This window comes from Mesorhizobium sp. B3-1-6 (genome assembly GCF_006439555.1).
Classification (GTDB): Bacteria; Pseudomonadota; Alphaproteobacteria; order Rhizobiales; family Rhizobiaceae; genus Mesorhizobium.
Map to the genome: position 1 here is coordinate 60,251 of NZ_VFTM01000019.1, position 24,604 is coordinate 84,854.

21 protein-coding genes are annotated in these 24,604 nt (G+C 63.0%); 10 read left to right on the forward strand and 11 right to left on the reverse strand.

All coding sequences use genetic code 11. The features are described 5' to 3' along the window. The first annotated feature begins 4 nt into the window (after positions 1 to 4). Positions 5 to 565 (forward strand): cytochrome b/b6 domain-containing protein, encoded by a 561-nt coding sequence (locus FJ414_RS18060; protein ID WP_140645711.1) that lies wholly within the window; start codon positions 5 to 7, stop codon positions 563 to 565. A gap of 57 nt (positions 566 to 622) precedes the next feature. Here FJ414_RS18060 and FJ414_RS18065 read toward each other — a convergent pair whose 3' ends face one another. Further along, positions 623 to 1,612: a helix-turn-helix domain-containing protein gene (locus tag FJ414_RS18065; protein ID WP_140645712.1), complete on the reverse strand. Its 990-nt coding sequence runs from the start codon at positions 1,610 to 1,612 to the stop codon at positions 623 to 625. Between the two features lie 125 nt (positions 1,613 to 1,737). Between FJ414_RS18065 and FJ414_RS18070 the strand changes: the two genes are divergently transcribed. The 3 genes from FJ414_RS18070 (at position 1,738) to FJ414_RS18080 (ending at position 4,087) form a co-directional block, all read left to right on the forward strand. Continuing rightward, the gene (locus FJ414_RS18070; protein ID WP_140645713.1) at positions 1,738 to 2,379 is read left to right on the forward strand and encodes a cysteine hydrolase family protein; all 642 of its coding nucleotides are present in this window, start codon (positions 1,738 to 1,740) and stop codon (positions 2,377 to 2,379) included. 163 nt (positions 2,380 to 2,542) lie between these two features. Continuing rightward, positions 2,543 to 2,758 carry a hypothetical protein gene (locus tag FJ414_RS18075; RefSeq protein ID WP_140645714.1) on the forward strand — a complete coding sequence of 72 codons (216 nt, stop codon included), beginning with the start codon at positions 2,543 to 2,545 and terminating at the stop codon, positions 2,756 to 2,758. 15 nt (positions 2,759 to 2,773) lie between these two features. Next, a complete protein-coding gene (locus FJ414_RS18080; RefSeq protein WP_140645715.1) occupies positions 2,774 to 4,087 on the forward strand; it encodes a hypothetical protein in 1,314 nt (437 codons plus the stop codon). A 67-nt stretch (positions 4,088 to 4,154) separates the two neighbouring features. Here FJ414_RS18080 and FJ414_RS18085 read toward each other — a convergent pair whose 3' ends face one another. From FJ414_RS18085 to FJ414_RS18125, 9 genes are all read right to left on the reverse strand, one after another. Next, positions 4,155 to 5,834 (reverse strand): formate--tetrahydrofolate ligase, encoded by a 1,680-nt coding sequence (locus FJ414_RS18085; protein ID WP_140645716.1) that lies wholly within the window; start codon positions 5,832 to 5,834, stop codon positions 4,155 to 4,157. A 318-nt stretch (positions 5,835 to 6,152) separates the two neighbouring features. Further along, positions 6,153 to 7,277: a DUF2333 family protein gene (locus FJ414_RS18090; RefSeq protein ID WP_140645717.1), complete on the reverse strand. Its 1,125-nt coding sequence runs from the start codon at positions 7,275 to 7,277 to the stop codon at positions 6,153 to 6,155. 102 nt (positions 7,278 to 7,379) lie between these two features. After that, a complete protein-coding gene (locus FJ414_RS18095; RefSeq protein ID WP_140645718.1) occupies positions 7,380 to 8,684 on the reverse strand; it encodes a DUF6638 family protein in 1,305 nt (434 codons plus the stop codon). Between the two features lie 64 nt (positions 8,685 to 8,748). Beyond that, positions 8,749 to 9,162: a DUF559 domain-containing protein gene (locus tag FJ414_RS18100; protein WP_140645719.1), complete on the reverse strand. Its 414-nt coding sequence runs from the start codon at positions 9,160 to 9,162 to the stop codon at positions 8,749 to 8,751. Between the two features lie 61 nt (positions 9,163 to 9,223). Further along, positions 9,224 to 11,128 (reverse strand): ATP-binding protein, encoded by a 1,905-nt coding sequence (locus tag FJ414_RS18105; RefSeq protein ID WP_140645720.1) that lies wholly within the window; start codon positions 11,126 to 11,128, stop codon positions 9,224 to 9,226. Between the two features lie 24 nt (positions 11,129 to 11,152). Further along, on the reverse strand, positions 11,153 to 12,298 hold the full coding sequence (locus FJ414_RS18110; protein ID WP_140645721.1) for a hypothetical protein: 1,146 nt from the start codon (positions 12,296 to 12,298) through the stop codon (positions 11,153 to 11,155). Between the two features lie 34 nt (positions 12,299 to 12,332). Next, the gene (locus tag FJ414_RS18115; RefSeq protein WP_140645722.1) at positions 12,333 to 13,421 is read right to left on the reverse strand and encodes a hypothetical protein; all 1,089 of its coding nucleotides are present in this window, start codon (positions 13,419 to 13,421) and stop codon (positions 12,333 to 12,335) included. 328 nt (positions 13,422 to 13,749) lie between these two features. Further along, positions 13,750 to 14,361 (reverse strand): thymidine kinase, encoded by a 612-nt coding sequence (locus FJ414_RS18120; protein WP_140645723.1) that lies wholly within the window; start codon positions 14,359 to 14,361, stop codon positions 13,750 to 13,752. Positions 14,362 to 14,369: 8 nt separating this feature from the next. After that, complete coding sequence (locus tag FJ414_RS18125; protein ID WP_140645724.1) at positions 14,370 to 14,612, reverse strand: hypothetical protein; 243 nt, start codon at positions 14,610 to 14,612, stop codon at positions 14,370 to 14,372. Here FJ414_RS18125 and FJ414_RS18130 point away from each other — a divergent pair. The 5 genes from FJ414_RS18130 (at position 14,611) to FJ414_RS18150 (ending at position 21,145) form a co-directional block, all read left to right on the forward strand. After that, positions 14,611 to 15,546, forward strand: a complete 936-nt coding sequence (locus tag FJ414_RS18130; RefSeq protein ID WP_140645725.1) for a choline ABC transporter substrate-binding protein — start codon at positions 14,611 to 14,613, stop codon at positions 15,544 to 15,546. The two genes, FJ414_RS18125 and FJ414_RS18130, sit on opposite strands and share 2 nt — an antisense overlap. Positions 15,547 to 15,747: 201 nt before the next feature. Continuing rightward, positions 15,748 to 16,602, forward strand: coding sequence for a choline ABC transporter permease subunit (gene choW / locus FJ414_RS18135; protein WP_140645726.1), 855 nt, complete (start codon positions 15,748 to 15,750; stop codon positions 16,600 to 16,602). Then, positions 16,599 to 17,780 carry a choline ABC transporter ATP-binding protein gene (gene choV / locus FJ414_RS18140; protein ID WP_140645727.1) on the forward strand — a complete coding sequence of 394 codons (1,182 nt, stop codon included), beginning with the start codon at positions 16,599 to 16,601 and terminating at the stop codon, positions 17,778 to 17,780. Before choW ends, choV begins: the two co-directional genes overlap by 4 nt. A 111-nt stretch (positions 17,781 to 17,891) precedes the next feature. Then, on the forward strand, positions 17,892 to 19,925 hold the full coding sequence (locus tag FJ414_RS18145; RefSeq protein ID WP_140645728.1) for an autotransporter outer membrane beta-barrel domain-containing protein: 2,034 nt from the start codon (positions 17,892 to 17,894) through the stop codon (positions 19,923 to 19,925). Between the two features lie 182 nt (positions 19,926 to 20,107). Then, positions 20,108 to 21,145 carry an MBL fold metallo-hydrolase gene (locus tag FJ414_RS18150; protein ID WP_140645729.1) on the forward strand — a complete coding sequence of 346 codons (1,038 nt, stop codon included), beginning with the start codon at positions 20,108 to 20,110 and terminating at the stop codon, positions 21,143 to 21,145. 114 nt (positions 21,146 to 21,259) lie between these two features. On the opposite strand, the gene FJ414_RS18155 is transcribed toward FJ414_RS18150, so the two are convergent. Then, the gene (locus FJ414_RS18155) at positions 21,260 to 23,329 is read right to left on the reverse strand and encodes a transcriptional regulator (RefSeq protein WP_246672437.1); all 2,070 of its coding nucleotides are present in this window, start codon (positions 23,327 to 23,329) and stop codon (positions 21,260 to 21,262) included. A 169-nt stretch (positions 23,330 to 23,498) separates the two neighbouring features. Between FJ414_RS18155 and FJ414_RS18160 the strand changes: the two genes are divergently transcribed. Continuing rightward, complete coding sequence (locus FJ414_RS18160; protein ID WP_140645730.1) at positions 23,499 to 24,584, forward strand: pyridoxal-phosphate dependent enzyme; 1,086 nt, start codon at positions 23,499 to 23,501, stop codon at positions 24,582 to 24,584. Positions 24,585 to 24,604: the final 20 nt, after the last annotated feature.

Consider the following 24,604-nt stretch of genomic DNA (forward strand, 5'->3'; position numbering starts at 1 on the left):
CGCCATGAACGCCACTCTTTCGACACGAGAAATCTCGGTCAGGGTCTGGAGTTCCTATGTTCGCCTCTTCCACTGGTCGCTGGTTCTGTGCGTTGCCGTGGCGTGGCTCTCTTCCGGGGAAATCATGAAGGTGCATGAACTGGCCGGCTATTGCGCCGGGGTTCTGATCGCCTCGCGGGTGGTCGCAGGATTGGCCGGGTCGGGATATACGCGCTTCGATCAATTCGTGCGCGGGCCGCGCACGGTGCGATCGTATCTCGCCGACGTGGCGCATGGCCGTGAGAGGCGGTATCTCGGCCACAATCCTGCTGGCGGCGCCATGGTGCTGGCGCTTGTGATTTGCATCGCGGGAATTGCGCTGACCGGATGGATGCAGACCACCGACGCCTGGTGGGGCGTGGCCTGGATTGAGGACACGCACAAGGTTCTGGGCAATGTTATCCTGGTGCTGATCGGCCTGCATGTCGGCGGCGTGGTTCTGGCAAGCCTGCGCCATGGCGAGAACCTGGTTCGGGCGATGGTCACCGGCCGGAAGCGCGCGCCGTCGCCGGAAGACGTTGCCTGACGAATGAGGCTGGAGAATGCAAAGGGCGCCGCGTCGATGCGGCGCCCTTTGCTGTTCTCAAGACATGTGCTTCATGTGCCCGTCCTGATCGACCCGCCCCGAAAACTCGCGTCTGTACCGCATCGGCGAGGTTCCGAGCCGCGCGGCAAAATGCTGGCGCAGCGACGTAGCGCTGCCGAAGCCCGCTTCGAAGGCCACCATGTCCATCGATTTTTCCGTCTGCTCCAGCAGCCTTTGCGCCAGTGCCACGCGCTGGTCGGCGAGCCAGTCGCCGAAACTGGTGCCGATCGAGTTCTGGAAGCGGCGGGTGAAGGTGCGGCGCGTGAGGCCAGCCCTATCGGCGACGCTGTCTAGACTGTGCGTTTCGCCGAGCGTTGCCCGCACCTGGTCGAGAGCGCGCGTGAACCGGTCCGCGTTCGGCGTCGGCGCAAGCGGGCGCTCGATGAACTGTGCCTGCCCGCCTTGCCGGTGCGGCGAGAGCACGACATGGCGGGCAAGCCGAAGGGCGGCCTCCGCGCCATAGCGGGCGCGCACGATGTGCAGGCAACAGTCTAGCCCGGCGGCGACGCCGGCCGACGTGATGATGTCGCCGTCGTCGACATAGAGCACGTCCGCGTCGATCGCGAGATCGGGATGCAGCGCCTGCAACCGGTCGGTATAAGCCCAATGGGTGGTCGCCTTGCGCCCGGCCAGCAATCCAGCGCCGGCAATGGCGAAGGTGCCGAGGCACAAGCCGACGATCAGCGCGCCGCGCCGATGCGCGCGTCGCAGCGCATCCTTGAACGGCGCGGCCAGCGGAGCCTCGAGATCCTTCCAGCTCGGAATGATGACGATGTCGGCCTCGTCTAGCGCGGAAAGTCCATGCGGCACCAAGATGCTCAGCCCGGCATCGGTATGAATGGGTCCCTCCTCCATCGCGCAGACGCGGAAGTCGAAGCGCGGCAGCCCGAGCTTGGTGCGGTCCGCGCCGAACACCAGGCACGGCACGGAGAGATGAAACGGGCTGATGCCGTCGAAGGCGACGGCGGCGATGATCGGGTTCTTCATGACAAATATCGTTCCGTTGAAAGTCGAATGTCCCAATTCTTTCGAATGATGTCAATCGGGCCACTTTCTGGAGCCGAACCAGCCGACTAGCTTTGACCCATCAACACGATCGAAAGGAAACCGCCATGTCAGCTCCCGCCACCCAGCCACGCCGCGCGCTTGTCGTCGTCGATGTTCAGAACGACTACAATGGCGGCAATCTCGCCATCCAACATCCGCCACTCACCGAGACGGTCGCCAATGTTGCGCGCGCCATGGATGCCGCCGCGGCGGCCGGCATCAAGATCGTCGTGGTCAGGCAGATGGCGCCCGAGACCTCGCCGATCTTCGCCAAGGGCAGCCATGGTGGCGAGTTGCATCCCGAGATCGTCAGGCGCGGCCGCGACCACTATGTCGAAAAGACGCTGCCTTCGGCCTTCACCGGCACGGATCTCGAAGCCTGGCTGCGCGCCAACGCCATCGATACGATCGCGGTCGTCGGTTACATGACCCACAATTGCGATCTATCGACTATCATCCACGCTGTTCATATGGGCTTTGCCGTCGAGTTCCTTTCCGATGCCAGCGGCTCGGTGCCCTATGCCAACAGCGCCGGCTATGCATCGGCCGAGGACATCCACCGGGTGGTGAGCGTCGTCTTGCAGTCGCGCTTCGCCGCGGTGCTGAAGACCGCCGAGTGGATCGATTGCCTGAAGACCGGCGCCCTGCCTGAGCGCGACACGATCTATGCATCGAACCAGCGTGCCCTGCAGCGTAATGCCGCCTAGCTTGAAACGCTTTCGGACGGCAAGGCGCCGCCAGGGTGCGGCGCCTTTTTCTTGGCGCGCCAAATATCCAGCAGAGCGTGAGCCATTTCACGGACGTCGCTCCGGTATTTTCGGAAAGTCACCGCGCATGTGAGTAAGCGCGGTTGGCTTTTTGGGGGCTGGATTGAAGGCGCGCGTTGCACGAACCATGGTGGTCCTGGCCCTCGCCGTCGGCGCGGCGCTGCTGCCATGGCCCGCTCTTGCGCAAGTCCCGCCGCATGCGCCGGGGACGATCTGCGTCACCCAATTCTTCTGGTGCTGGGCGCAGCCGCCCGGGCCGCCCGGCTATCCCTGCGGATGCCCGTCGCAATATGGCTTCGTGCCGGGCTATCTGGGCTAGTCGTCGGGGGAAGCGATGACGACGTCCCACGATCCTCTTGTCTCCGGGTTGCTTGCCGACGCGAAGCTGGTTGCCGGCTACGGCCGCTACGGCGTGTTCAAGGACAGCGCCCTCTTCGCCGCCATCGGCGATGCGGAAAAGCTCAATGGCGCGACCGCAAGCCAGCCCGAGGTCGTCAAGCTTCAGACAGTGTTCAACGATTGCTCCAACACCGTGCCGTTTTCCACGCTGGCCGCGCTCCGCACCGGCTGGTCGCCCGGCGACTTGTCGCGGCGGACCGCGCTGGCAACCTATTTTCTGATCGCCCTGTCGGTGACGATGATGATCGTCATCGGCAAGCTGACCTATGTCTACAACAGGGGCGTTTCGATCAATGCGGAACTGCAGGAGATCGATAACAACGATTTCAGCGCCCGGTTCGGACAGTCGATCCGGCAGGTCTGGGCGACGAAGAAGCAATTGAGCTCGGCCGCCGCCCAGCAGGCGTCGGCGACCGATCTGACGCTTCTCAAGGATGCCTACTACAATTCCGTCGACAGCCTGCATTCGCTCGATCAACGTTTTTCCTCGCTGCTGGTGCGGGCGCAGGGGTTCATGACACAGGAAGCGCCATTTCCGCTATGGGGCATGCAATGGGCCTATTGCAAGCTTTCGGCTTCGCCGGCCAAGGCGGGCGCGCCAATCGATTTCTCCAACCCCCGGCAGATGGCCATAGACCAGTTCTGCGGTCAGCAAATCGCGCTGGCGCAACAGCAAAGCGGGGCCGGGAACAGCCAGCCGCTCAAGCAGTCGGATTTCGATTGCAAGAACAACGGCAACACCGAAGGCGGCACGCAAGCCGTAAGCGCCACCGGCATCGCCGGCCAGGCCGAAGATGTGAACGCCGATTTCGATGCGGCGACACGCGATCTGCAGTGCGAAGGCGTCATCACCATCACGCCGAATTCGATTTCGACGCTGACACTGCAGGCCAAGACGCTCAGCGAGGTCCTCAGCCCCTATGCGCTGTGGATCCTGCCCGCGCTTTACGGCGCGCTTGGCGGCATCATGTTCCACATGCGCATGATCCTGAACCCGCTTTTGCCCAATCCGCCGCTGTCCCGGCTCATTCACCGCATCGCGCTCGGCGGGCTTGCAGGCATGATCCTCGCCTGGTTCATGGCGCCGGGGACCAAGCTCGGCGGCGAGGTGACCGGCATAGGATTCAGCCTGTTCACCTTCGCTTTCCTGTTCGGCTTCAGCCTCGATATCTTCTTCGCCATCCTCGACCAGTTCGTCTCGATGTCGGTCGCCGGCATCAAGAAGTTCGGCTCGCCCACGGTGGCATGAAGGCCGGCGAAACAAAAAGGGCGCCGCGATGAGGCGGCGCCCTTGGTCGTTCAATTCGAACGAAGTTTTAGAACAGGCCCTCGATCTGGCCGGCCTCGTTCAAGAAGATCTTTTCCGAAGACGGCGCCTTGGGCAGGCCGGGCATGGTCATGACCTCGCCGCAGATGATGACGACGAAGCCGGCGCCGGCCGAGAGCCTGACCTCGCGCACCGGCACGGTGTGGCCGGTCGGCGCGCCGCGCAGGTTCGGGTCGGTCGAGAAGGAATACTGGGTCTTGGCCATGCAGACCGGCAGATTGCCGTAGCCGGCTTCTTCCCACGCCTTGAGCTGATCGCGCACCGACTTGTCGGCGATCGCTTCCGAGCCGCGATAGATGCGCTGGACGATGGTGTTGATCTTCTCGAACAGCGGCATGGCGTCGGGATAGAGCGGCGCGAACTGGGAGGCGCCGGATTCGGCGAGCGCCACCACCTTGTTGGCAAGGTCCTCGATGCCGGCCGAACCGTTGGCCCAGTGCTTGCACAGGATCGCCTCTTCGCCCATCGAGGCGACATAGTCTTTCATCGCCTGGATCTCGGCCTCGGTGTCGGAATAGAAGTGGTTGATGGCAACCACGGCCGGCACGCCGAACTGGCGGATGTTCTCGATGTGGCGGCCGAGATTGGCGCAGCCCTTCTTGACCGCCTCGATGTTTTCCTTGCCGAGGTCTTCCTTCTTGACGCCGCCATTCATCTTCATGGCGCGCACGGTCGCGACGATGACCGCAGCGGACGGCTTCAGGCCCGCCTTGCGGCATTTGATGTCGAAGAATTTCTCGGCACCAAGGTCCGCGCCGAAGCCGGCTTCGGTGACGACATAGTCGGCGAGCTTGAGCGCCGTCGTGGTGGCGACGACGGAGTTGCAGCCATGCGCGATGTTGGCGAACGGGCCGCCATGCACGAAGGCCGGGTTGTTCTCCAGCGTCTGCACCAGGTTGGGCTGCATGGCGTCCTTCAACAGCACCGCCATGGCGCCGTCGGCCTTGAGGTCGCGGGCATAGACCGGCGACTTGTCGCGGCGGTAGGCGACGATGATGTCGCCGAGGCGCTTCTCAAGGTCCTTGAGGTCGGTGGCCAGGCACAGGATCGCCATCACTTCCGAGGCGACGGTGATGTCGAAGCCGGCTTCGCGCGGATAGCCGTTGGCGACGCCGCCGAGCGAGCAGATGATCTCGCGCAGCGCCCGGTCGTTCATGTCCATGACGCGGCGCCAGGCGACGCGGCGGGTGTCGATGCCAAGCTCATTGCCCCAGTAGATGTGGTTGTCGATCAGCGCCGAGAGCAGATTGTGCGCGGTGGTGATGGCGTGGAAGTCGCCGGTGAAATGGAGGTTCATGTCCTCCATCGGCACGACCTGCGCGTAGCCGCCGCCGGCGGCGCCACCCTTGACGCCGAAATTCGGGCCGAGCGAGGCTTCGCGGATGCAGATGATCGCCTTCTTGCCGATGCGGTTCAGGCCGTCGCCGAGGCCGACGGTGGTGGTGGTCTTGCCTTCGCCGGCCGGCGTCGGGTTGATGGCGGTGACCAGGATCAGCTTGCCGTCCTTGTTGCCCTTGACCGACTTGATGAACTCGGCCGAGATTTTTGCCTTGTCGTGGCCATAGGGCAGAAGGTGTTCGGTCGGAATGCCGATCTTGGCGCCGATCTCCTGGATTTGTTTTTTCTTGGCGGCGCGCGCGATCTCGATGTCGGACTTCACTTCGGCCATGACGGCTTTCCTCTGGATTGGGCGTTGGAAGGGACTGTTTTGATCAATTGTGCATGTTTGGAACGCCGCACGGGCGCAGGGGTGTTTTCTAACCCTGTCGCTGCCTGGGCGTCAACTTTCATGCAACTATGTTTCCTGTAAAGAAAGAATATTGCTGTTCCCGGTGCGACCCTGTTCGGGTCTTCGACCCCAGTCGTTTGCGGCGTATAGAAGCCAGAGCGAAGGCCGTTCCGCCGTCTCAAAACAGCCGCTGAATACGCGAAAAGCGACAGAAGCGACGGCGCAAATCCACCATCCCTGTCTTGGCCGAAGAGGCTGCTACTGCGTCAGCACGTTGCTGATCTCGACCATGTTGGAGCGCACCCGCAGGATGTAGAAGCCCATCGTCGTCAGATGCGTCGGCAACAGCCAACCATCCTCGCGGCCATTGGCGATGATGAAGGGCTGGATGCGCAGCGCCGAGACGAATTGCTGGTCCATCGTGTCCCACAGGTTCTGCAGGTGCTTCTCCTTGATCACGTCGTCGAAGTCGGCCTGGGCGCCCTTCATCAGGCCGTAATAGGCGTAGAGCTGGCCATAAGCGAACCAGAAGCGGTCGTCGGCGCGGGTATCGAACCAGCCATTGTTGTGGTTTTCGGCGCGTTCCTTGAGGATGGCCGAGGTCGAGCCGATGTCCGAAGCGATGCGGTCGATATATTGCTTCAGATTGTCGGCGCGGGCGTCGAAGGTCGCCTGGCAGGTGGCGAGACGGGCGTTGAAGGAGCGCAGCTTGCGCACAGCGTCGCGATAATAGCTCGGCGTCGGCGTCTTGGGGCCGAATGGGTTCAGGCCGAAATACCAGGTGTATTCGTCGAACTGCAGATTGCCGCGCGCGTCCTGCAGGTCGGCGTCGATCTGCGAGGTCGTGCGAACGCGGCCAAGATTGTCGGCAAGCTCGGTCGCGGTGCGCCGCACCGCCTGGTTGATGCCGCGCTGGAAGGACGCCTTGTTGTCCATCCAGGGCGTGTTGTCCCAATCGATGCCGAACAGGCCGAGCTTGTAGAGGATCATCGACGAGATCCAGGCATTCTGGTTGACGTTGAAGTCCGTCAGATCGGCGGCAACCTGGGCGATGGCGGAGTTGCCGCAGGTCTTGGCCGTATCGGTGCCGCTGCCGGCCGAAACCTGCTCGCCCGCCGACACGTTCCGCTTCTCGAACGTGTAGGTGTCGGGATAGTTCGGGTTGAAATTGTTCCACCACTGGGTAGCGTAGAAGAAATTGGCGTAGAGGCCGATCAGCACCAGGAGGGCAAGACCGACCACGGCCTTCAGAATCCAGCCGCGTTGCCCGTACCAGCGGCCGACCCACATGAATGGCCACAGGATGACGCCGATGACGAAGCCGATGCCGCGGCCGATCCACTGGAATATCTGGGTGAAGAAGTTCACGATCGGGTCGAGCATGGCTGTGGCACCCCCTAGCATGATGCCAAAAAGTTGCAGACTTTTTGGATAACATCATGCGCCAAAACAATAAGTTAGAACGAAATGACGGTTCATTTCGTTCTAGTCAGTCAAGCCGTAAAGGCGCGCGCGGAACGCCGCCTTTTCCTTCAAATATGTGGTTTTCAGAACGTCCACAACATGGCTTCTCCAGGCGTCGCTGAAGCCGTCATAGTCCTTGTAGAAACCCGGCTTGTTGAAGACGTAACGCGAAACGAAGTCCTGCGGCACGAAATCCGAGATCAACTGGTTGGTCAGCCAGGCATCGGGGTGGTCGGGCTTGGCGCGCACGACCAGGAATCGCTGGCGCGGCGGCACATCCTCGATCTTGAGATGGCCGAACTGGGCGATTTCGCGCTTGGCGGCATTGAGGAAGGGAAAGTTCCCGTCCTGGGCGATCAGATCGGCATGGCCGTGGATCCAGGTCTGCAGCCACACCTTGTCGACATCGGTCAGATTGCGGTTGGGCTCGGCGTCGCGGATCAGCGCGCGCACGACCATCTCTGCGCGATGCTCGAGATAGCCGGAAGCCTCGATCCAGGAAGCGCGCGGCAGGTCGAGCCGGCCGGTGGCGGCCAGGAAGCGGAACACCTTGTCGGCGTCGTTGATCGACAGATAGCTTACCTGCCAGGGGCGCGAGCGGCGGAAGCCGGGGGCGGCCGGATCGCTGATCACCGTCGTCATATCGGGGTCGACGAAGACGTAGAGCCCGCCGAAATGGCTGGTCCAGTAGGCGTTGTGACGGAAGATAACCTGGTCCGGCACCAGCGCGTTCTCGCGGATGTCGCCGCAGACCTTGGCAAGATCGACCATGCGCTGGAGCATGGCGTTGTCGCGCCAGGCGTCGGGCTCCTGCTTCAGCCGGTCGACCAGCTTGCCGAGCTCGGCCGCCTTGCCCAGCACGTCCTCTGCCGACAGCACCTTGAACTCGACCTGGTTGATCGACAGCAGGTCCTCGATGTCGTTGACCTTGGGAACCGAGTCCTCGATCTCGCCGTAGATCACGTCCTTGATGGTCAGCGCGTCGATGGCACGCTGGTTCTTCGACATGAACTCGAACATCAGCTGCGAGGTGTTGGAGAAGGCGGTATGCACCACCGGCAGGTCGATCTGCGACGGCGTCAGGATGATGAAGCGGCGGTTGACCTCGTTGGGGTCGAGATAGTCATAGTCGCCGCATTCCTCGGCGATCTCCGGCGAGAAGCCGGTGCGGTCGATCTGGAAGCTTGCGAGCTTGGTGGGCTCGAGGCCGAAGGCGGCAAGCGCCTTGTTGTAGCGCTGGATGAGGTGCGGCTCGTCGATGGCGAGCAAGCGGCCGTAGATCAGCTCGTTGTCGCGCAGAAGATCGGGCTTTTTGGCGTGGGTCATTCTTCCTTCTCCCCGTTCACGGGGAGAAGGTGCCCGAAGGGCGGATGAGGGGCGGCGCCGACGCTCATCGTCCCTGCTCCGAGGGTGCGGCCGGCAGAAATTTCGCATCGACACCGATCATTTTGCGATCCAGCCGACCATCCAGGGCTGCAACAACTGTGTCCAGCACGCTCGAAAGGCCGGTCAAAACATCTGCGTGCCATACTCTCAACACCGACCAACCGTTTTCGTTCATGGTTTCGTCCCTATATCGATCCCGAGAGCGGCCTGCATGCTGGCTGCCGTCCACCTCCACAACCAGATTGGCATCGCGGCAGGCGAAGTCCGCAAAATAAGGGCCGATCGGCAGTTGGCGAACAAATTTGTAGCCGTTCAATCGCCGTCCTCGCAGTTCATGCCACAGCCGTTCCTCCGCATCGTTTTCGACTTTCCGAAGCTGACGGGCCCTCGCCACTTTCGGTTCATTCCTCCCACGCATGGCGCTGCCCCTCATCCGCCCTTCGGGCACCTTCTCCCCGTGAACGGGGAGAAGGAAAAGATCACCAAAGCCCCTTCTTCTTCAATTCCTCCATTTCCCGCGCGGCGCGCTCGCGCAGCCTTGCGTCGCGCAGGAGCTTCTCCACCGCGGCATCGTCGGACTTGTCGGAATAACGGAACTCGGAATCGGCGTAGCGGTTGATCTCCTGCATGACCACGTCCATCGAGAATGGTCCGCGCAGCTCCTCGATCATCGCCTTCTTGTCGTCGTAGCTCTTGTGCATGAAGGCTTCCGGCTTCTCGAACCAGTCGTCCGGCAGCTCGATATCCATGGCGCGCATTTTTATCGCGTCGGTGACGTTCTTGATGGCACGGCCGGTGAAACGCGGCTCGGCGTCCTTGATCATGTGCAGGTAGGTGCCGACATCGGCCATGGTCTTGGGCGCGCCGTTCTCCTTCATGTAGCGCTCATAGACCTTCATCAGCCCGTCTTCCCGCGGCTTTTCGTGCTCTTCATAGGCCTCGCTCACCGCACGCTGGATCTCCTGCGCGGCATAGAGCTCGTGCTCGCCGAGCGGGATCTTGTGGTTCTTGCCGGCAAGCAGCACGAAGATGTCGATATAGTCGTCGCGGGTCTGCGGGCCGTCGACCAGCCATCGGGCGCCGGCGCGCTGGCGCAGCGCATCGTCGACATTTTCCGGATAGTTGGAAAACATGCCGAAGGAGCAGTTGCCGCGCACGACCGTCGAGGCACCGGCGAAGGCGTCCATCAAGACGCCGGTGATCTCCTGCTGGCCGGCCGAGGCGCGGTCGTCGGAACGGCGCGCCGCCACCTGGTCGATGTCGTCGATGGTGCCGAAGCCGATGACGCGCGGATTGAGCACGTTGTTGATGAACTGGCGGCAGTTTTGGCCGGACTTGCCCTGATAGGACGAGATCTGGTCGACGCCGAAATTCTCGTAGGCGAACGGATAGCCGGCGACCTGACAGTAGCCATTGACGAGGCCGGCGATCATCTGGATCAGCGTCGTCTTGCCGGTGCCCGGCGCGCCGTCGCCGATGAAGGTGAAGAGGAAGCCGCCAAGCTCGACAAAGGGATTGAGCTCGCGCTCGAAATCATAGGCCATCAGCATCTTGGCCAGTTTGACCGACTGGTATTTGGCGATGTGGTTGCCGACGACCTCTTCCGGCTTCTTGAAGGTCATCACCAGCGGCTTGGATCGTTTGCCGGGCGCGACGTCGAAGCCATCGAGGATGAAATCGTCGACATCGATGCGGATATGCGCGTTCTCGAATGGGCCGATGCCGTCGAAGCGGCCCTTGCGCGCCAAGAGCCCGTCGATGGCGACCCGGGCAAAGGCCCGCGCCCGCGTCATCAGGTCCGCATCGTCCTTCGAGCCGGCGATCGCCTTGTCGAGGCCGGCGACGATCGACTTCACCGCGTCCTGCGGGGTGTCGAACAGGAAGTCGGGTTCGGGGCTGTCGTTCGGCGCCTCCCCGTCGCTGTCGACCAGCTGGAACAGGCAGGAAGCGAAGCTGAAGGCCGACACGTAAGCCGACGCCGACAGAAGTTTTTTGAACCTCGCGGCTTCGTCGCCTTCGAGCGGCGCGCGGACGTTCCTTGCCTGCAGGCTTTCGAGGTCGGATCCCTCGGCGAAGACATCCGAAATGGCCAGCGCGATCGCCAGGCCGCGGCGGGCGCGGTAGAGCAGCGTGTGCTGCGGGATGCTCATCAGCTGGTCGTCGGGATGGATGGCCGCGACCGTCTTCGACAGCTCGACCTCGCGCGTGCGGCGCACCGAACCGACCGACACGGTCGAGACGAAGCGGCGGTTGGTGCCGGCGAGCGCGGTGCCTGATTCGCGGGACGGATCCTCCAGCACGACGATGCGGGTGATGAAGCTCTGCGCTGTCGCGCGGTGCTTTTCGATTGCGGCTTCCGAGATCGTTGTCAGGCCGGTGTCCATGAAGGATGCTCCGCGGTTTGACGGTCAGACGTCGCTGATGACCTGTCCGTTGGACAGGATGTGGACCTTGTAGCCGGAAAAGATCTTTTGCGCTTCGCCCGCGGCGTAGAGCGCCTGGTAGGCCTCGTGCGGGATCAGCGCGTGGTTCTCGTAGCTCGACACGCCCTGGCGCGCCGCTTCGAGGTCGTCGGTGTTGATGAAGAATTCCTGCGTTGTCTTCTCGCTGGAGAACAGGCCCTTGCGGCCGGGTTTCTCGGCCTTGGAGAAGACCTCCTGGATGGTCCAGGTAAGCAGCCAGGCGTTTTCCGGCTTGCGCACCTTGGCCAGCACCTCGGTCACTGTCGAATTGTTGTCGGTGATGCCGGCCGAGTAGAAGGGGCCCAGCACCACGCGCCGCAGCTGCTTGGGATGCAGCGGCTCGAAATCCTTGTCGAGATTGACCGCAATCGTCGCCGGCGAGAGCGTATAGGCCGAGTTCTTCTCGGTGAAATCGTCGAAGCGGTGCGCAAGCTCCGGGTTGAGCAGGCCGTCGACGGGAAGCGGGATATCGACCTTCTCGTTGAGCTTGCCGTTCACGTCGACCAGCTGGCGCACCATGTTTTCGGAGGAGTCCTCCACCGTCACCATATAGACCAGCGGCAGATTGGCGCTGCCGTCGAACGTCGCCCAGTGGACGAGATAATAAGGCCGCATGGTCTTCGGGTTGACCGAGACCTTGGCCGTCTGCGCCAGGGTAAACGGACCGAAGGTCGCCTCGCTCTTGACGTCCTCCAGATAGAGCCGCTCGGCCATCGATTTCTGCAGCGCCTCGGGAAACTCCTTGTGGCGCAGGATGAAGTCGGCCATTTCCTCGCGCAGTTCGCCAGCCTGCGGGATGTTGGCCAGGCGGGCATCGGCCTGCTGGCGGTCGTTTTCCAGCTCGAGCAGGTTCTGGAAAACGGGATAGCCGCTGTCGGCGCGCGAAATGCGGAACGTGTCCATGAAGCCCAGCCGGTTGCGCCAGCAGGCAAAGGACTTGTCCAGCCGCGCGATATACTCCGCGACGATCCTGGCGACGATGCCGTGCCGGTAAAGCGGCGAGCGGTCGTCGCGCATGAACACTTCCAGCCCGCTCAGCGCCGCTGTGATGGCGGAGAAATAGCGTGCCGCCGCGTCGTTTTCAGGTGTCATGTGGCTGCCGTGGAAATGAAGTCAGCGGCGCCGCCTACGACTGCACGTAGTTTGCCGAATTGTGCTTCTTCATCACATCGTCGAAGCGGCGGGCGAAAGCATCGTCGGCGAGCTTCTTGCGGCGCTGGATGTCGGCGCTGGCGACCATGTTCTTCTCGTGCATCTCCAAGAGGTCGCCGATGTGCTTCTGCGAGGCGGCGCCGATGCCGGCCATCGTCTCCTCGGCGGTGTCATCGACCTGGCTGCCCAGCGTGTTGATCTTGTGGGCGACGTCCTGCTGGGCGGCGGTCTTCAGCGAATCCTCCAGCGCCTTGTACAGCACGATGCGCTGCTCGGTGTCGATGGTCAGCTTGTTGATCAGCGTCGACTGCGCGGCGATCTGGTTGTTGAGCGAATCGACGAAGGTCTGGAACATCGAGGTGTAGCGCTCCAACGTCTGGCTTTCGGCCAGCAGCTCCTGTTCCTTGGCCTGCTTTTCATTGTACTCGGTCGCCATTTTCGAGCGTTCGCCCTCAAGCTCGGTGCGCTCCTTTTGGGTCGTGGAGGCGGCGATCTTGTTCTCGATGTCGAGCAGCTGAGGGTTCAATTCCTCGATGCGCTTCTGCACCGCTTCAAGATTGGTCATCGTCACCTTGCGGCGCTCGATAACCTGGGACAGGCTGGTCTCCGAGGTCTTGTAGCGCTGGTCGAGGACCTGCTTCTGCGCCTTCAATATGCCGACGATGGTATCCGACTTCGCCAGCAGCTCCTGCAGATTGCCGGCAAGCGACATGTTGCGGACGCGGTCGGTCCGCATGCGCTGCTTGCGCTGCGCCGAAAAGACACCGACGAAGTTTTCCCAGCCGGTGTAGTTCTTCATGCTTTCGAATTCGGCGCCGAAGACATTGGTGGCGTCCTCCAGCCCGATGATCAGGTCGGCGATGTTGCCTTCCATGACTTTCTGTTGCTTGAGCACGTCCTCGATGCGGGCGTTCTCGATGTCGAAATTGGCGTCGCCGATCTTCTTGTCGGCCTGGGCGAGCGTGTCGAGCACGGTGCCGGACTGCTCGATCTTGGTGCGCATGTCCTGCACGACCTGCTTGGTCTTGGCAATTTCGGCATCGAAATTCTGCAATGTCGCCATTGGGGCCTCCCGCTTCGGCATCCGTTTCCGTGTCGTGGCGGCGAATATATGTGGGACTTCAAGGGATTGAAAGAAGGAAGACAAGGAGAAGCGTCGAAACAAAAGAATTGGTTGGATCCTTGAAAGGCAAGGCAAGCATGCGCATGGCGCCTAGTAACGCGCACCATCATCGAACAGCTTTGGCTGATATGCCTTAAGGTCTTGTTTTTGCGAACGGCCATGAAACAGCGCCGGCAAATATCTTGCAGCGGCGATGCCCGTTTCGCCGGCGCCGGTCAAGGCTTGAAGCGGTTTTCGGACGACATCCGGCTCTAGGCAGCCTTCCGGCTCAGCGGCTGACAAAACCGATGAAGTCGTCGGGCGCGGCGCGGCCCATCTCCTCTTCCCAATGCCGGCGGCAGAGCGAGACGTAGACATCCTTGCCGATCGCCACCTGATCGCCCTGTTTCGCCACCTTGCCTTCGGGACCCAGCCGCACGACCATCGTCGCCTTGCGCCCGCAACGGCAGATGGTGCGCACCTCGCGCAGGTCGTCGGCGATGGCGAGCAGCGCTCGCGAGCCGGAGAAGAGATTGCCCTGGAAATCGGTGCGCAGGCCGTAGCACATGACCGGAATATTCAGCCGGTCGGCGATGCGGGCGAGCTGCCAGACCTGCTCCTCCTCGAGGAACTGCGCCTCATCGACGAAGATGCAATGCACCGGGGCATGCCGGTGGTGCTCGGCGACCCTGGCATAGAGGTCGTCGCCGCCGCGGAACATCTCGGCCTCGGATTCGAGGCCGATGCGCGACGAGATCAATCCGGTGTCGCCCTTGCGGTAATGGCCGGCGACCAACAGCATCGTCGACATGCCGCGTTCGCGATAGTTGTAGGATGCCTGCAAAAGCATGGTCGTCTTGCCGGCGTTCATCGTCGCGTAGTGGAAATAAAGCTTGGCCATAGGTGCTTTTAAGCCGACTTGCCGCCGCGCGGGGAGAGGGCACCGGCTCCGTCCACCAAAAACTCCCTGCCGTTCAAAAACTCCATGTCGCTCAAAAGGGTGTCATGTCGCTTAATGACCAGCGCGCGCCGTTCATCGTGATGTTGAACCGCTTGAAACAACATCAAAATGGTGTTTGGCTGACGAAACAAGGCGGGCGCAAGAACCGTGACTTCGCTTTGCCTTAAGAATTGCAATGGGAGAAAGTTCATGTCGCGTATGAAATCTTTCGTCGCAGGCCTCGGCCTCGCGGCGCTTCTGTCCACGACCGCCGCTTATGCCGGCGATCCGGCGAGCTGCAAGGCGGTTCGGCTTTCCGATGTCGGCTGGACCGACATCCAGGCCACCACGGGGCTGGCCTCGGTGCTGCTCACCGCGCTCGGTTATGAGCCGCAGGTGATCCAGCTCTCGGTGCCGGTGACCATGGCTTCGCTGAAGAACAAGGACCTCGACGTCTTCCTCGGCAACTGGATGCCGTCGATGACCAACGACATCAAGGACTACACCGCCGACGGGTCGGTCGAGACGATCAGCACCAACTTGACCGGTGCAGGCTACGGCATCGTCGTGCCGACCTATGTCGCGGATGCCGGCGTCAAGACACTGACCGATCTCGGCAAGTTCAAGGACAAGTTCAACGGCAAGATCTACGGCATCGAGGCCGGCAATGACGGCAACCGCATCATCCTCGACATGATCAAGAACCCGAAGGACAACCTCGAAGGCTTCGAACTGGTCGAGTCGTCCGAAGCCGGCATGCTGACTCAGGCCGAGCAGTCGATGAAGAACAACGAGTGGATCGCCTTCCTCGGCTGGACGCCGCATCCGGTGATGGGCGCCATGAAGATCACCTATCTCGACGGCATGGGCGATAGCGGCTTCGGCGCCGCCACCGTCTATACCAATGTGCGCAAGGGCTACACCACCGAATGCCCGAACGCCGGCAAGTTCATCGCCAACCTGAAGTTCAATCTCGACATGGAAGGCGAGATGATGGACGCGATCCTGAAGGGCGGCGACGCCCAGACGGTGGCGACGGACTGGCTGAAGAAGCATCCTGACGCGGTCGCGCCCTGGATTGCCGGCGTCACCACTTTCGACGGCGGCGACGCGGCCGCTGCCGTCAAGACCGCGCTCGGAGGCTGAGCCGGCTTTGAATCCGGAACGATGATCCGGAAGAGGGCAGCCAGGTAGAAAAGGCTGCCCTTTTTCTTAAAGCGCATCGCGCTTTAAGTCTCTGTTTTACGCATGCCATTTTCCCAAAACCGCTGAACACTTTTGGGTGACATGCGTTAAGCTGCGAGAAGCTGACCGTGCGGCAAGCGCGGCAAAGCCGAGAGGGGAAAGATGGATCCGATTTCGAAATTCCTGACCGACTACAAAATCCCCATCGGGCCGTGGGGCAAGGCCTTCTTCGGCTTCCTGACCGACAATTTCGACACCATCTTCCGGGCGTTTTCAAACGGCCTGAACTTCATCCTCGACGGGGCGGTGGATCTGCTGCTGGTGGTCCCGCCCGTGCTTCTGGCGCTGGTCATCGCGATCATCGCCTGGCTGCTGCAGCGTTCGCGGCCGCTCGCCATCGGAGTCTTCCTCGGCCTGATCTTCATCATCAACCAGAACCTGTGGAAGCAGACGGTGCAGACGCTGGTGCTGGTGGTTGCGGCCGCCGCCATGGCCATGGCGATCGGCGTGCCGCTCGGCATCTGGGCCGCGCACAAGCCGAAGGTCTACCGGGTCATGCTGCCGGTGCTCGACCTGATGCAGACGCTGCCGACCTTTGTCTACCTGATCCCGGTGCTGACGCTGTTCGGCCTCGGCAACGCGCCCGGCCTGATCGTCACCATCATCTTCGTCATCCCGACAGCCGTGCGCCTCACGCATCTCGGCGTGGTTTCAGTGCCCAAGGCGATCGTCGAAGCGGGCGAGGCGTTCGGCGCCACCAAGCGCCAGCTTCTGTGGAAGGTGGAGTTGCCGTCGGCGCTGCCGACCATCATGGCGGGCCTGACGCAATCGATCATGCTGTCGCTGTCGATGGTGGTGTTCGCCGCCCTGATCGGCGCCGGCGGCCTCGGCACGGAGATCAACCGCGCGCTCGGCTCGCGCCGCATCGATCTCGGGCTTGAGGCGGGCCTCGCCATCGTCGTGCTCGCCATCGTGCTCGACCGCATGACCCGCATCGGCGTTGGAGGCAAGAAATGACCGTCGCGGTTGATTTCAAGAATGTGGACATCGTCTTCGGCGCCGATCAGGCAGGTTCGCTGGCGATGATCGACAAGGGCGCTACGCGCGCCGAGATCCTGGAAAAGACCGGTAACGTGCTGGGTTGTGCCGGCGCCAGCCTCACCGTGCATGAAGGCGAGATCTCGGTGCTGATGGGCCTGTCCGGCTCCGGCAAGTCGACGCTGCTGCGGGCCGTCAACCGGCTCAATGTGGTGTCGCGAGGCCAGGTGCTGGTCAAGGACGGCGACCGCACGGTCGATGTCGTCACCTGCGACGAGGCGACCTTGCGGCGGTTGCGCCAGAAGCAGGTGGCCATGGTGTTCCAGCAGTTCGGCCTGCTGCCATGGCGCACGGTCGAGGAAAATGTCGGCTTCGGCCTCGAGCTTGCCGGCGTGCCGGAGGCGGAACGCAAGGCGCGCGTGCAGAAGCAGCTGCAACTGGTCCATCTCGACCAATGGTCGAAGAAATATGCCCATGAGCTTTCGGGCGGCATGCAGCAGCGCGTCGGTCTTGCGCGCGCCTTCGCCACCGAAGCGCCGATCCTGTTGATGGACGAGCCGTTCTCGGCGCTGGACCCGCTGATCCGCACCAAGCTGCAGGATGAGTTGCTGCAACTGCAGGCCGAGCTGAAGAAGACCATCATCTTCGTCAGCCACGACCTCGAGGAGGCGCTGAAGATCGGCAGCCACATCACGATCATGGAGGGCGGCCGCATCGTCCAGACCGGTGCGCCGGAAGACATCGTGCTTAGGCCCGCCAACGACTATGTCCGCGACTTCATCGCCAATGTGAATCCGCTCTCGGTGCTGACGGCATGGAATGTGATGCGCGATCGCCGCGATCTCGAACAGGGCGAGGACGGCTGGGTGTGGCTCGACCGGCGCAAGACGACGCGCTTCAAGATCGACGACCACGGCCTGGTGGCCGCGGCCGAACGCGACGGCAAGCCGGCGGTGTGGGTCTCCTGCGCCGATGTCGAGGCCCAGCCGGAGGAGGGGGCCCAGGTGTTCTGGGCCAACCCCGGCACACCGCTGAAGACGGTGATGCTCGCCATGCACCGCTCGCAGACGGCGCCGGTGGCGCTGTTCGATGAAGGCTCGCGCTTCGTCGGCTCGATCGGCATCCGCGACGTGCTGAGCGCGGTGCTGCGGCGATAGGCTTCTTCGAAGGCGCCCGGGTCTCCGGTCTGGGCGCGCTGCCCGCGGCTTGTTTTCCGGTTCCTTCCAGCGCAGAATCTATCTGTTGTATGCCCATGCGCCGAGGGGGTGATGCCGACGTCGCGCACAGGGGTTCCAGGCGCGATAGCGCTGTCGATGTTCGCCGGGATCTCGCTCGCAAGCGGCGCGGCGTTTTCCCAAGGTTTTGTCATCGGCAATGGCGTCGTCGCCAGCCAGCAGACGATGGCCGCTGCCGGCGATACCGGCATCGTGCAGCCGAACGGGGCGATCGAGACATTCAGCGCCGGCATCGATGCCGTGCGGATGCTCAACTCGAACCAGCGGCTCACCAATGACGGGTTGATTGCAACCTTGGGCGGCGCCGCCGCCAATGTGCATTCGCAAGGCAGCAGCGCGACCATCCTCAACAACGGAGCCATCCTGGCGATAGGCGATGCCTCCATCGGCATCTTGTCGGAGGGCGGCAATGCGCACATCGTGAACAACGGCTCGATCGAAGCGCTTGGGGTCGCCACATACGGCATCATCAGCGACGCCCCGGGCGGGCGGGTGGACAACCGTGGCTTTATCGGCGTTTCAGGCACGGCCGCCGCAGGCATAATCGGCGATGGGGCGGACCTGGAGATAGACAACAGCGGCTCGATCGAGGCCCATGGGACCGCCGCCGCCGGGATCATCTGGCAGAGCAACGGTCTTCAACTGCAAAATTCCGGGTCGATCGTTGTGTCAGGGCTGGCTTCCGTCGGCATCGGCGCCAGCGGCAATGACATCGCAATTGCCAACAGCGGCACGGTCGATGTCTTCGGGACAGCCTCGACAGGCATAGGCACCCTGTTCGGCAACGCCACGATCGTCAATTCGGGTTCGGTCATCGTGAGGGGCGTGAGCGGTGTTGCCATCGCCGCCCAGGGCAGCAACTCTGTCGTCACCAATTCCGGCCGAGTCTTCAGCGACCAGAGCGTGGCGATCTACTTCGGCGCGCCCGACGCGGTGCTGAATCTTTTGGGCGGGACGGCCATTCAGGGGCCGATCGTCTTTTCCGGTGCCGGCAACACCGTCACCTTCGGCCCCGCACTGAATGCCGTCATAAGTTTTTCAGGAAGCGGCCTGCCGCAAACCGTGCTGACCGGCGGCAGGCCGTTCGTGACGAGCGGCGCCAGCGTGGCGGTGGTGGACATCACCGGGTTTGCCAGCAGCGGGCCGTTGGTCGAGGACCTTGTCGACGGCATAGCCGGTGTTGCCGAGGCGCGCATGTCCGCTCCAAGCGACGATTTGCCTGCGCCGCATACAGGTCCAGACGCCTGGATATCGACATTCGGCGGGCTACGCTCCCAGGGCGGTTCCGGCGCATCGGCCGGATTCAGCGAGGCGCTTGGCGGCATGGTCGCCGGCGCCGAAACGCGCTCGGGCGACGGGTTCCTCGGTGGCTTGTTCATCGGAGGCGCCGCCGGATCGACCGAGGTCGACGACGACGCGCAGGAGATCGTCCATCGCAGCGTGTTCGCGGGCGGCTATCTCGGCTATGACGGAGGGGTCAATTTTGCCGAAGCGGCATTCGTCGCCGGCGTGCTCCAGGAGCGCAGCCGCCGCCGTGTCGCGAACAATCTGGTGCTCGACGGCATCGAGACGGCGCGGGCGGATTTCAACGGCGTCTTCCTCAGCCCGTCGGTTACGCTCGGCACGCGGCTGCCGGTTTCGTCCGGTACGCTGATACCCAGCGTGCGGCTGCGTTACGCCGGGCTGTTCTTCGACGATTACACCGAGACCGGTTCGAACGGCGATCTCGCGGTCGCGCGGCGCAACGTCAACGTCTTCGAGGCGCGTGGCCAGCTCGCGCTGGCATTGGCGCCCGTCAGCATGCCAAGCCAGACCTGGCAAACCACGCTTCGAGCCGGAATCGACGCGATCGCGCAAAGCAGCGATGACGTTTCGGCGACATTGCTCGGCAAGGACATCTCTTTTCCCGCCGGCGGCAAAAGATTTGTGTTGCGCGGCTTTGCCGGCGCGGACGTCGCCGCGGAGGTGAGCGCCGGCATGACGCTCAATGCCGGCTTCGAGGCGGGTTACGGGACCGACAATGCCTTCACCGTCCGCGGCCAGGCCCGTCTCAGCAAGGCTTTTTGAGGGAGCGGATCGACCAGCCCGGACCGCATTTAAAGGCTGGCATCCCGCCGCCGCAGGGAAGGTCGCCTACCGGCATATATTTTTTTCGAAATCCATTCCGATTCCAGAAGCCCGTGCAGTAGAATATTGCTATGACCGCGCGGGCGATGCCCGGCGGTGTAAATGCAGCGGGGTATGCGACGATGATCTTCCGTCAGCTCTTCGATTCCGTCTCGGGTACCTACTCCTATCTGCTTGCCAGCCGGCGCGGCGGCGAGGCGCTGATCATCGATCCCGTGCTCGAGAAGGTCGAGCGCTATCTGCAACTGGTCAATGAGCTGGACCTGAGGCTGGTCAAGGCGGTCGACACGCATCTTCATGCCGACCACATCACCGGCCTCGGCGCGCTGCGCGACAAGACGCATTGCGTGACCGTGATGGGCGAGCAGACCAAGGCCGACGTGGTGTCGATGCGGCTTGCCGACGGCGACAAGCTCGGCATCGAGGGACTGGCGCTCGACGTCATCTACACGCCCGGCCACACCGACGATTCCTACAGCTTCATCCTGCCGGACCGGGTCTTCACCGGCGACACGCTGCTTATCCGCGGCACCGGCCGCACCGACTTCCAGAACGGCGATCCGCGCCAGCAATATGAATCGATCTTCGGCCGCCTGCTCAAACTGCCCGACGAGACGATGATCTTCCCGGCACATGACTACAAGGGCGAGACCGTGTCGACGATCGGCGAGGAAAAGGCCTTCAATCCGCGCCTGCAGGTCAAGTCGGTCGACGAGTATGTGAACATCATGAACAATCTCAATCTGTCCAACCCGAAAATGATGGATGTGGCCGTGCCGGCCAACATGCGGGTCGGGCTGCACCAGGACGATATCGCCAGCCGCGGCTGGGCGGTGAGCGCGGAGCAGGCGCAGGCGATGATCGGGCGGCCCGACGTGGCGCTGATCGACCTGCGCGAGCAGACAGAACGCGAGCGGCACGGCGTCATTCCCGGCGCGATCCATCTGCCCTATGCGCGGCTGCAGGAAAACATCGCCGCCGGTGGCATGCTGCATGAACTGGCGAAGTCTACCAGCAAGCAGATCCTGTTCTATTGCGCCTTTGGCGAGCGCTCGGCGATGGCGGTGCAGGCAGCGCAGGATGTCGGTATTGCCAGTGCCCGCCACATCCAGGGCGGCATCGACGCCTGGCGCAAGGCCAGCGGGCCGCTGTCACATTAAAGCGCGTCGCGTCGAAACGGATTCACGCGACGCGCTTTAGGTCGTTGCTTGATGCATGTCGTTGTCGCAAAACCGAGGTCACTTTCGCGCGACATGCATTAGGCCCGATTGGATTCAATTCAGCCCGATCAGCTTCGCGCCATTCCGGAAGAGAGCCTCACCATCCCGGTCGAAACGGAATGTCGCGATGAAGTCGTCGGCGCGATAATTCGGAAAGGTGTTGCGGATCATGGCGCCGTAATTCCGCGCCTCGTCCCGCCGGCCGGCCAGCGCCAGGCAATGAGCGGCGATCGCCAGGATGATGACATGAGCGTTTGGCCTCGCGGCCGCCTTCAGCGCCCATTCCGCGGCCTCGTTGTGTTCGCCGAGCCGCGCATGCGCCATGGCGCGGGCGCCCATCATGCCGAACAGCAGCGGATCGAAGGGGCTGAGATGACGCGAATGATCGGACGAACCGATCGCCGATTGCGGGTCGCCCGACTGCGAATGGACGAAGGACAGCGCATAGTGGCCGAGCGCGAAATTGGGACTGAGGTCGACGGCGCTCGCCAGCTCGAGCAATGAACCGTCCTGCTCGCCGCGCAGCCACAGCGCCCGCCCCATGGCCCAATGGGCGGAAGGGTTGCGGTCGTCGACCAAAAGGCTCCGGCCGGCGCTTTCGAAGGCAAGCGCGGTCTCGCGATCGCGCTCGCCCCAGCGCTGGAAGGCATTCTGCCAATGGGTGAAGGACATGCCGGCATAGGCGCGCGCGAAAGTGGGATCGAGCTTCAACGCCTCGCCGAAGAAATGCTGCGCCAGCTCGTTTTCCTGGCGGGTGAAGCGATACATGTGCCAGAGGCCACGATGATAGGCCTCCCAGGCATTGAGCGAGTTTGGCGCTTTCAGCAATGCGCGGTTGCGCTCCACCGTCGCGATCTCGGCGGCGATCGAGGAGACGATGCTGTTGCCGATATCCTCGATAACGATGAAGATGTCGTCGGGATTGTGCTCGAAGGTCTCGGCCCAGACGATTCTCGCCGTGCGCACCTCGACAAGCTCAATGGAAACGACGATACGGCCCGGCAGGCTGCGCACCGAGCCCGTCGTGACATAGTCGACATTCAGCCTGCGTCCGGCATCTTCCGGCGCGATATTCTTCTCGGCGAGCGCGAAGACCGAGCCGCGGGCGATGACGAAGAAATCGCGAAGCTTGGCAAGCCGCGTGATGATGTCATGCGTGAGGCCGTCGGCGAGCCCGCCGCGGAAGTCGCCAGCGCCGGCGCTCTCCGCAAACGGCATCACCGCGAGCGACGCCCGGCGTGTCGCAACAGGCTCGGATTCGATAGCGGCGACGGGCGGCTCCGAGACCGGGAAAGCCGGCCCGGATCGGGCGCATGGCATTGCGCCGGCGTTCCGGGCTCTTATCTCCTGCCACGCCTCGCGCAATGGCGTGAAATCCAGCTCTTCCGAGTGGAACAGCTCCGCCGCCGTGGCAAGATGGTCCTCGCCGGCGCCGATCTGTCCGCGCCGGGCCAGATTTTCCAGCAGCGCCACATGCGCACGGCCATCGAAGGGCGCGAGCTCCAGCCATTTGTCGATATAGGCGCCGGCCTCGTCGGCTCCGGGCGGGACAAGACCGATGATGTGCTCCAGGACGGCGACATGGCACGCGCTGAAACGGCGGCGCTGCGCCGTCAGCCAACTGCCAAAATGCGGGCTGCGATCGAGCTCAAGACCGTCGAGAAAGTCGCCGGCGAAATGTTGCGAAAGCGCCTCTAACCGCATGAGATCGAGCGTCTCGACACCTTCGGCCACCGCCGCGGCGGCATCCAGCGCGTCCACGTGGACATCGTCGAGGCGAAGCGACACCGTATCGCCATGGGTTTCGACCCGGCGCCGATCCGGGTCGTCAAGCGCGGCGCGCAGCTTGCTCAGGCACCAGCGCAGCTCGCCGCGCGGATCGTTGGGCACGTCCCAGAAAAGTTCGCAAAGGCGGCTGCGGCTGACAGGGTGGGGCGCCAGCGCCAGATAGGCAAGCAGCGCGCGCAGCTTGCGCGACGAGGGCAAGGTAACGGGCACTCCATCGCGGGCAATCGTCAGTTGCCCGAGAAGCCTTACGGACAGGCCAACGGGGCCATTCAGGCTCGATCGGGTGGATTCCACGTATGTTTCCACGCTTTCTCCAACGCTGGCCAGTTGGTCCATAGTCTATCACCAAAGATGACAGGAGGCAGCCGGCAGCCCATTCCGTGCCGGAACGCCGCCGTTGCCGCTTTTGCGGCAGATCAAGCAACCTATCGCGGCCAGGTGTCGAAACCGCGCCGCCAAAGCTGCCGGTTTGTAACCGGCACGTGAGGACATCGAGGAGAAAGCCATGTTGCATCAATTGAAAATCAGAACCACGTCCGGGCGCGGCCGTCTGTTCGACAGCATTCTCGATACGGTCGGCGACACACCGGTCATCCGCATCAACAATCTCGGTCCGGGTCACGCGACGATCTATGTGAAGGCCGAGTTCTTCAATCCGGCGGCCTCGGTGAAGGACCGGCTGGCGCTCAACATCATCGAGGAAGGCGAGCGCAGCGGCAAGCTCAAGCCCGGCCAGACCGTGATCGAAGCGACGAGCGGCAACACCGGCATCGGCCTTGCCATGGTCTGCGCGCAGAAAGGCTATCCGCTGGTGGTGACGATGGCCGACAGCTTCTCCATCGAGCGCCGCAAGCTGATGCGCATGCTTGGCGCCAAGGTGGTGCTGACGCCGCGCGCCCAGAAGGGTTTCGGCATGTACAAGAAAGCGGTCGAGCTCGCCGAAGCCAATGGCTGGTTCCTGGCGCGCCAGTTCGAGACCGAGGCCAATGCCGCCATCCACGAAGCGACGACGGCGCGCGAGATCATCAATGATTTCGCCGGGTCGCGCCTCGACTATCTGGTCACCGGCTACGGCACCGGTGGCACGGTTGCCGGCGTCGGCCGTGTGCTGCGCCGAGAGCGGCCGGAGGTCAAGATCGTGCTGACCGAACCGGCGAACGCGCAGCTGATCGGCAGCGGCAAGCGCCAAGAGCGCGGCGCCGGCGGCGCGCCGGCCGCCAGCCATCCGGCCTTCGAACCGCATCCGATCCAGGGCTGGACGCCGGACTTCATCCCCAACGTGCTGCAGGAGGCGATCGACCAGCGCTACTATGACGAGGTGGTGCCGATCTCCGGTCCCGAAGGCATCAAATGGGCGAAGGCGCTGGCGCAGCAGGAAGGCATTTTCACCGGCATCTCCGGAGGCGCCACGTTTGCGGTGGCGCGGCAGATCGCGGGCACCGCGCCGGCCGGGTCGGTGATCTTGTGCATGCTGCCCGACACAGGCGAGCGTTACATGTCGACGCCGCTTTTCGACGGCATCGAGGCCGACATGGACGCCGAGGAAACGGCGATGTCGCGCTCGACGCCGAGCTGTCAATTCGAAGCCTGACAACGCCGACCGCGACGCCG

Excerpts from the sequence above, each read along its gene's own strand:
- FJ414_RS18065 (WP_140645712.1), bottom strand. The coding sequence starts at position 1,612 with ATGAAGAACCCGATCATCGCCGCCGTCGCCTTCGACGGCATCAGCCCG.
- FJ414_RS18105 (WP_140645720.1), bottom strand. The coding sequence starts at position 11,128 with ATGGACACCGGCCTGACAACGATCTCGGAAGCCGCAATCGAAAAGCAC.
- FJ414_RS18145 (WP_140645728.1), top strand. The coding sequence starts at position 17,892 with ATGCCGACGTCGCGCACAGGGGTTCCAGGCGCGATAGCGCTGTCGATG.
- choW (WP_140645726.1), top strand. The coding sequence starts at position 15,748 with ATGGATCCGATTTCGAAATTCCTGACCGACTACAAAATCCCCATCGGG.
- FJ414_RS18150 (WP_140645729.1), top strand. The coding sequence starts at position 20,108 with ATGATCTTCCGTCAGCTCTTCGATTCCGTCTCGGGTACCTACTCCTAT.
- FJ414_RS18115 (WP_140645722.1), bottom strand. The coding sequence starts at position 13,421 with ATGGCGACATTGCAGAATTTCGATGCCGAAATTGCCAAGACCAAGCAG.
- choV (WP_140645727.1), top strand. The coding sequence starts at position 16,599 with ATGACCGTCGCGGTTGATTTCAAGAATGTGGACATCGTCTTCGGCGCC.
- FJ414_RS18060 (WP_140645711.1), top strand. The coding sequence starts at position 5 with ATGAACGCCACTCTTTCGACACGAGAAATCTCGGTCAGGGTCTGGAGT.
- FJ414_RS18085 (WP_140645716.1), bottom strand. The coding sequence starts at position 5,834 with ATGGCCGAAGTGAAGTCCGACATCGAGATCGCGCGCGCCGCCAAGAAA.
- FJ414_RS18100 (WP_140645719.1), bottom strand. The coding sequence starts at position 9,162 with ATGCGTGGGAGGAATGAACCGAAAGTGGCGAGGGCCCGTCAGCTTCGG.
- FJ414_RS18130 (WP_140645725.1), top strand. The coding sequence starts at position 14,611 with ATGTCGCGTATGAAATCTTTCGTCGCAGGCCTCGGCCTCGCGGCGCTT.
- FJ414_RS18160 (WP_140645730.1), top strand. The coding sequence starts at position 23,499 with ATGTTGCATCAATTGAAAATCAGAACCACGTCCGGGCGCGGCCGTCTG.
- FJ414_RS18090 (WP_140645717.1), bottom strand. The coding sequence starts at position 7,277 with ATGCTCGACCCGATCGTGAACTTCTTCACCCAGATATTCCAGTGGATC.
- FJ414_RS18155 (WP_246672437.1), bottom strand. The coding sequence starts at position 23,329 with ATGGACCAACTGGCCAGCGTTGGAGAAAGCGTGGAAACATACGTGGAA.
- FJ414_RS18080 (WP_140645715.1), top strand. The coding sequence starts at position 2,774 with ATGACGACGTCCCACGATCCTCTTGTCTCCGGGTTGCTTGCCGACGCG.
- FJ414_RS18070 (WP_140645713.1), top strand. The coding sequence starts at position 1,738 with ATGTCAGCTCCCGCCACCCAGCCACGCCGCGCGCTTGTCGTCGTCGAT.
- FJ414_RS18110 (WP_140645721.1), bottom strand. The coding sequence starts at position 12,298 with ATGACACCTGAAAACGACGCGGCGGCACGCTATTTCTCCGCCATCACA.
- FJ414_RS18125 (WP_140645724.1), bottom strand. The coding sequence starts at position 14,612 with ATGAACTTTCTCCCATTGCAATTCTTAAGGCAAAGCGAAGTCACGGTT.
- FJ414_RS18120 (WP_140645723.1), bottom strand. The coding sequence starts at position 14,361 with ATGGCCAAGCTTTATTTCCACTACGCGACGATGAACGCCGGCAAGACG.
- FJ414_RS18095 (WP_140645718.1), bottom strand. The coding sequence starts at position 8,684 with ATGACCCACGCCAAAAAGCCCGATCTTCTGCGCGACAACGAGCTGATC.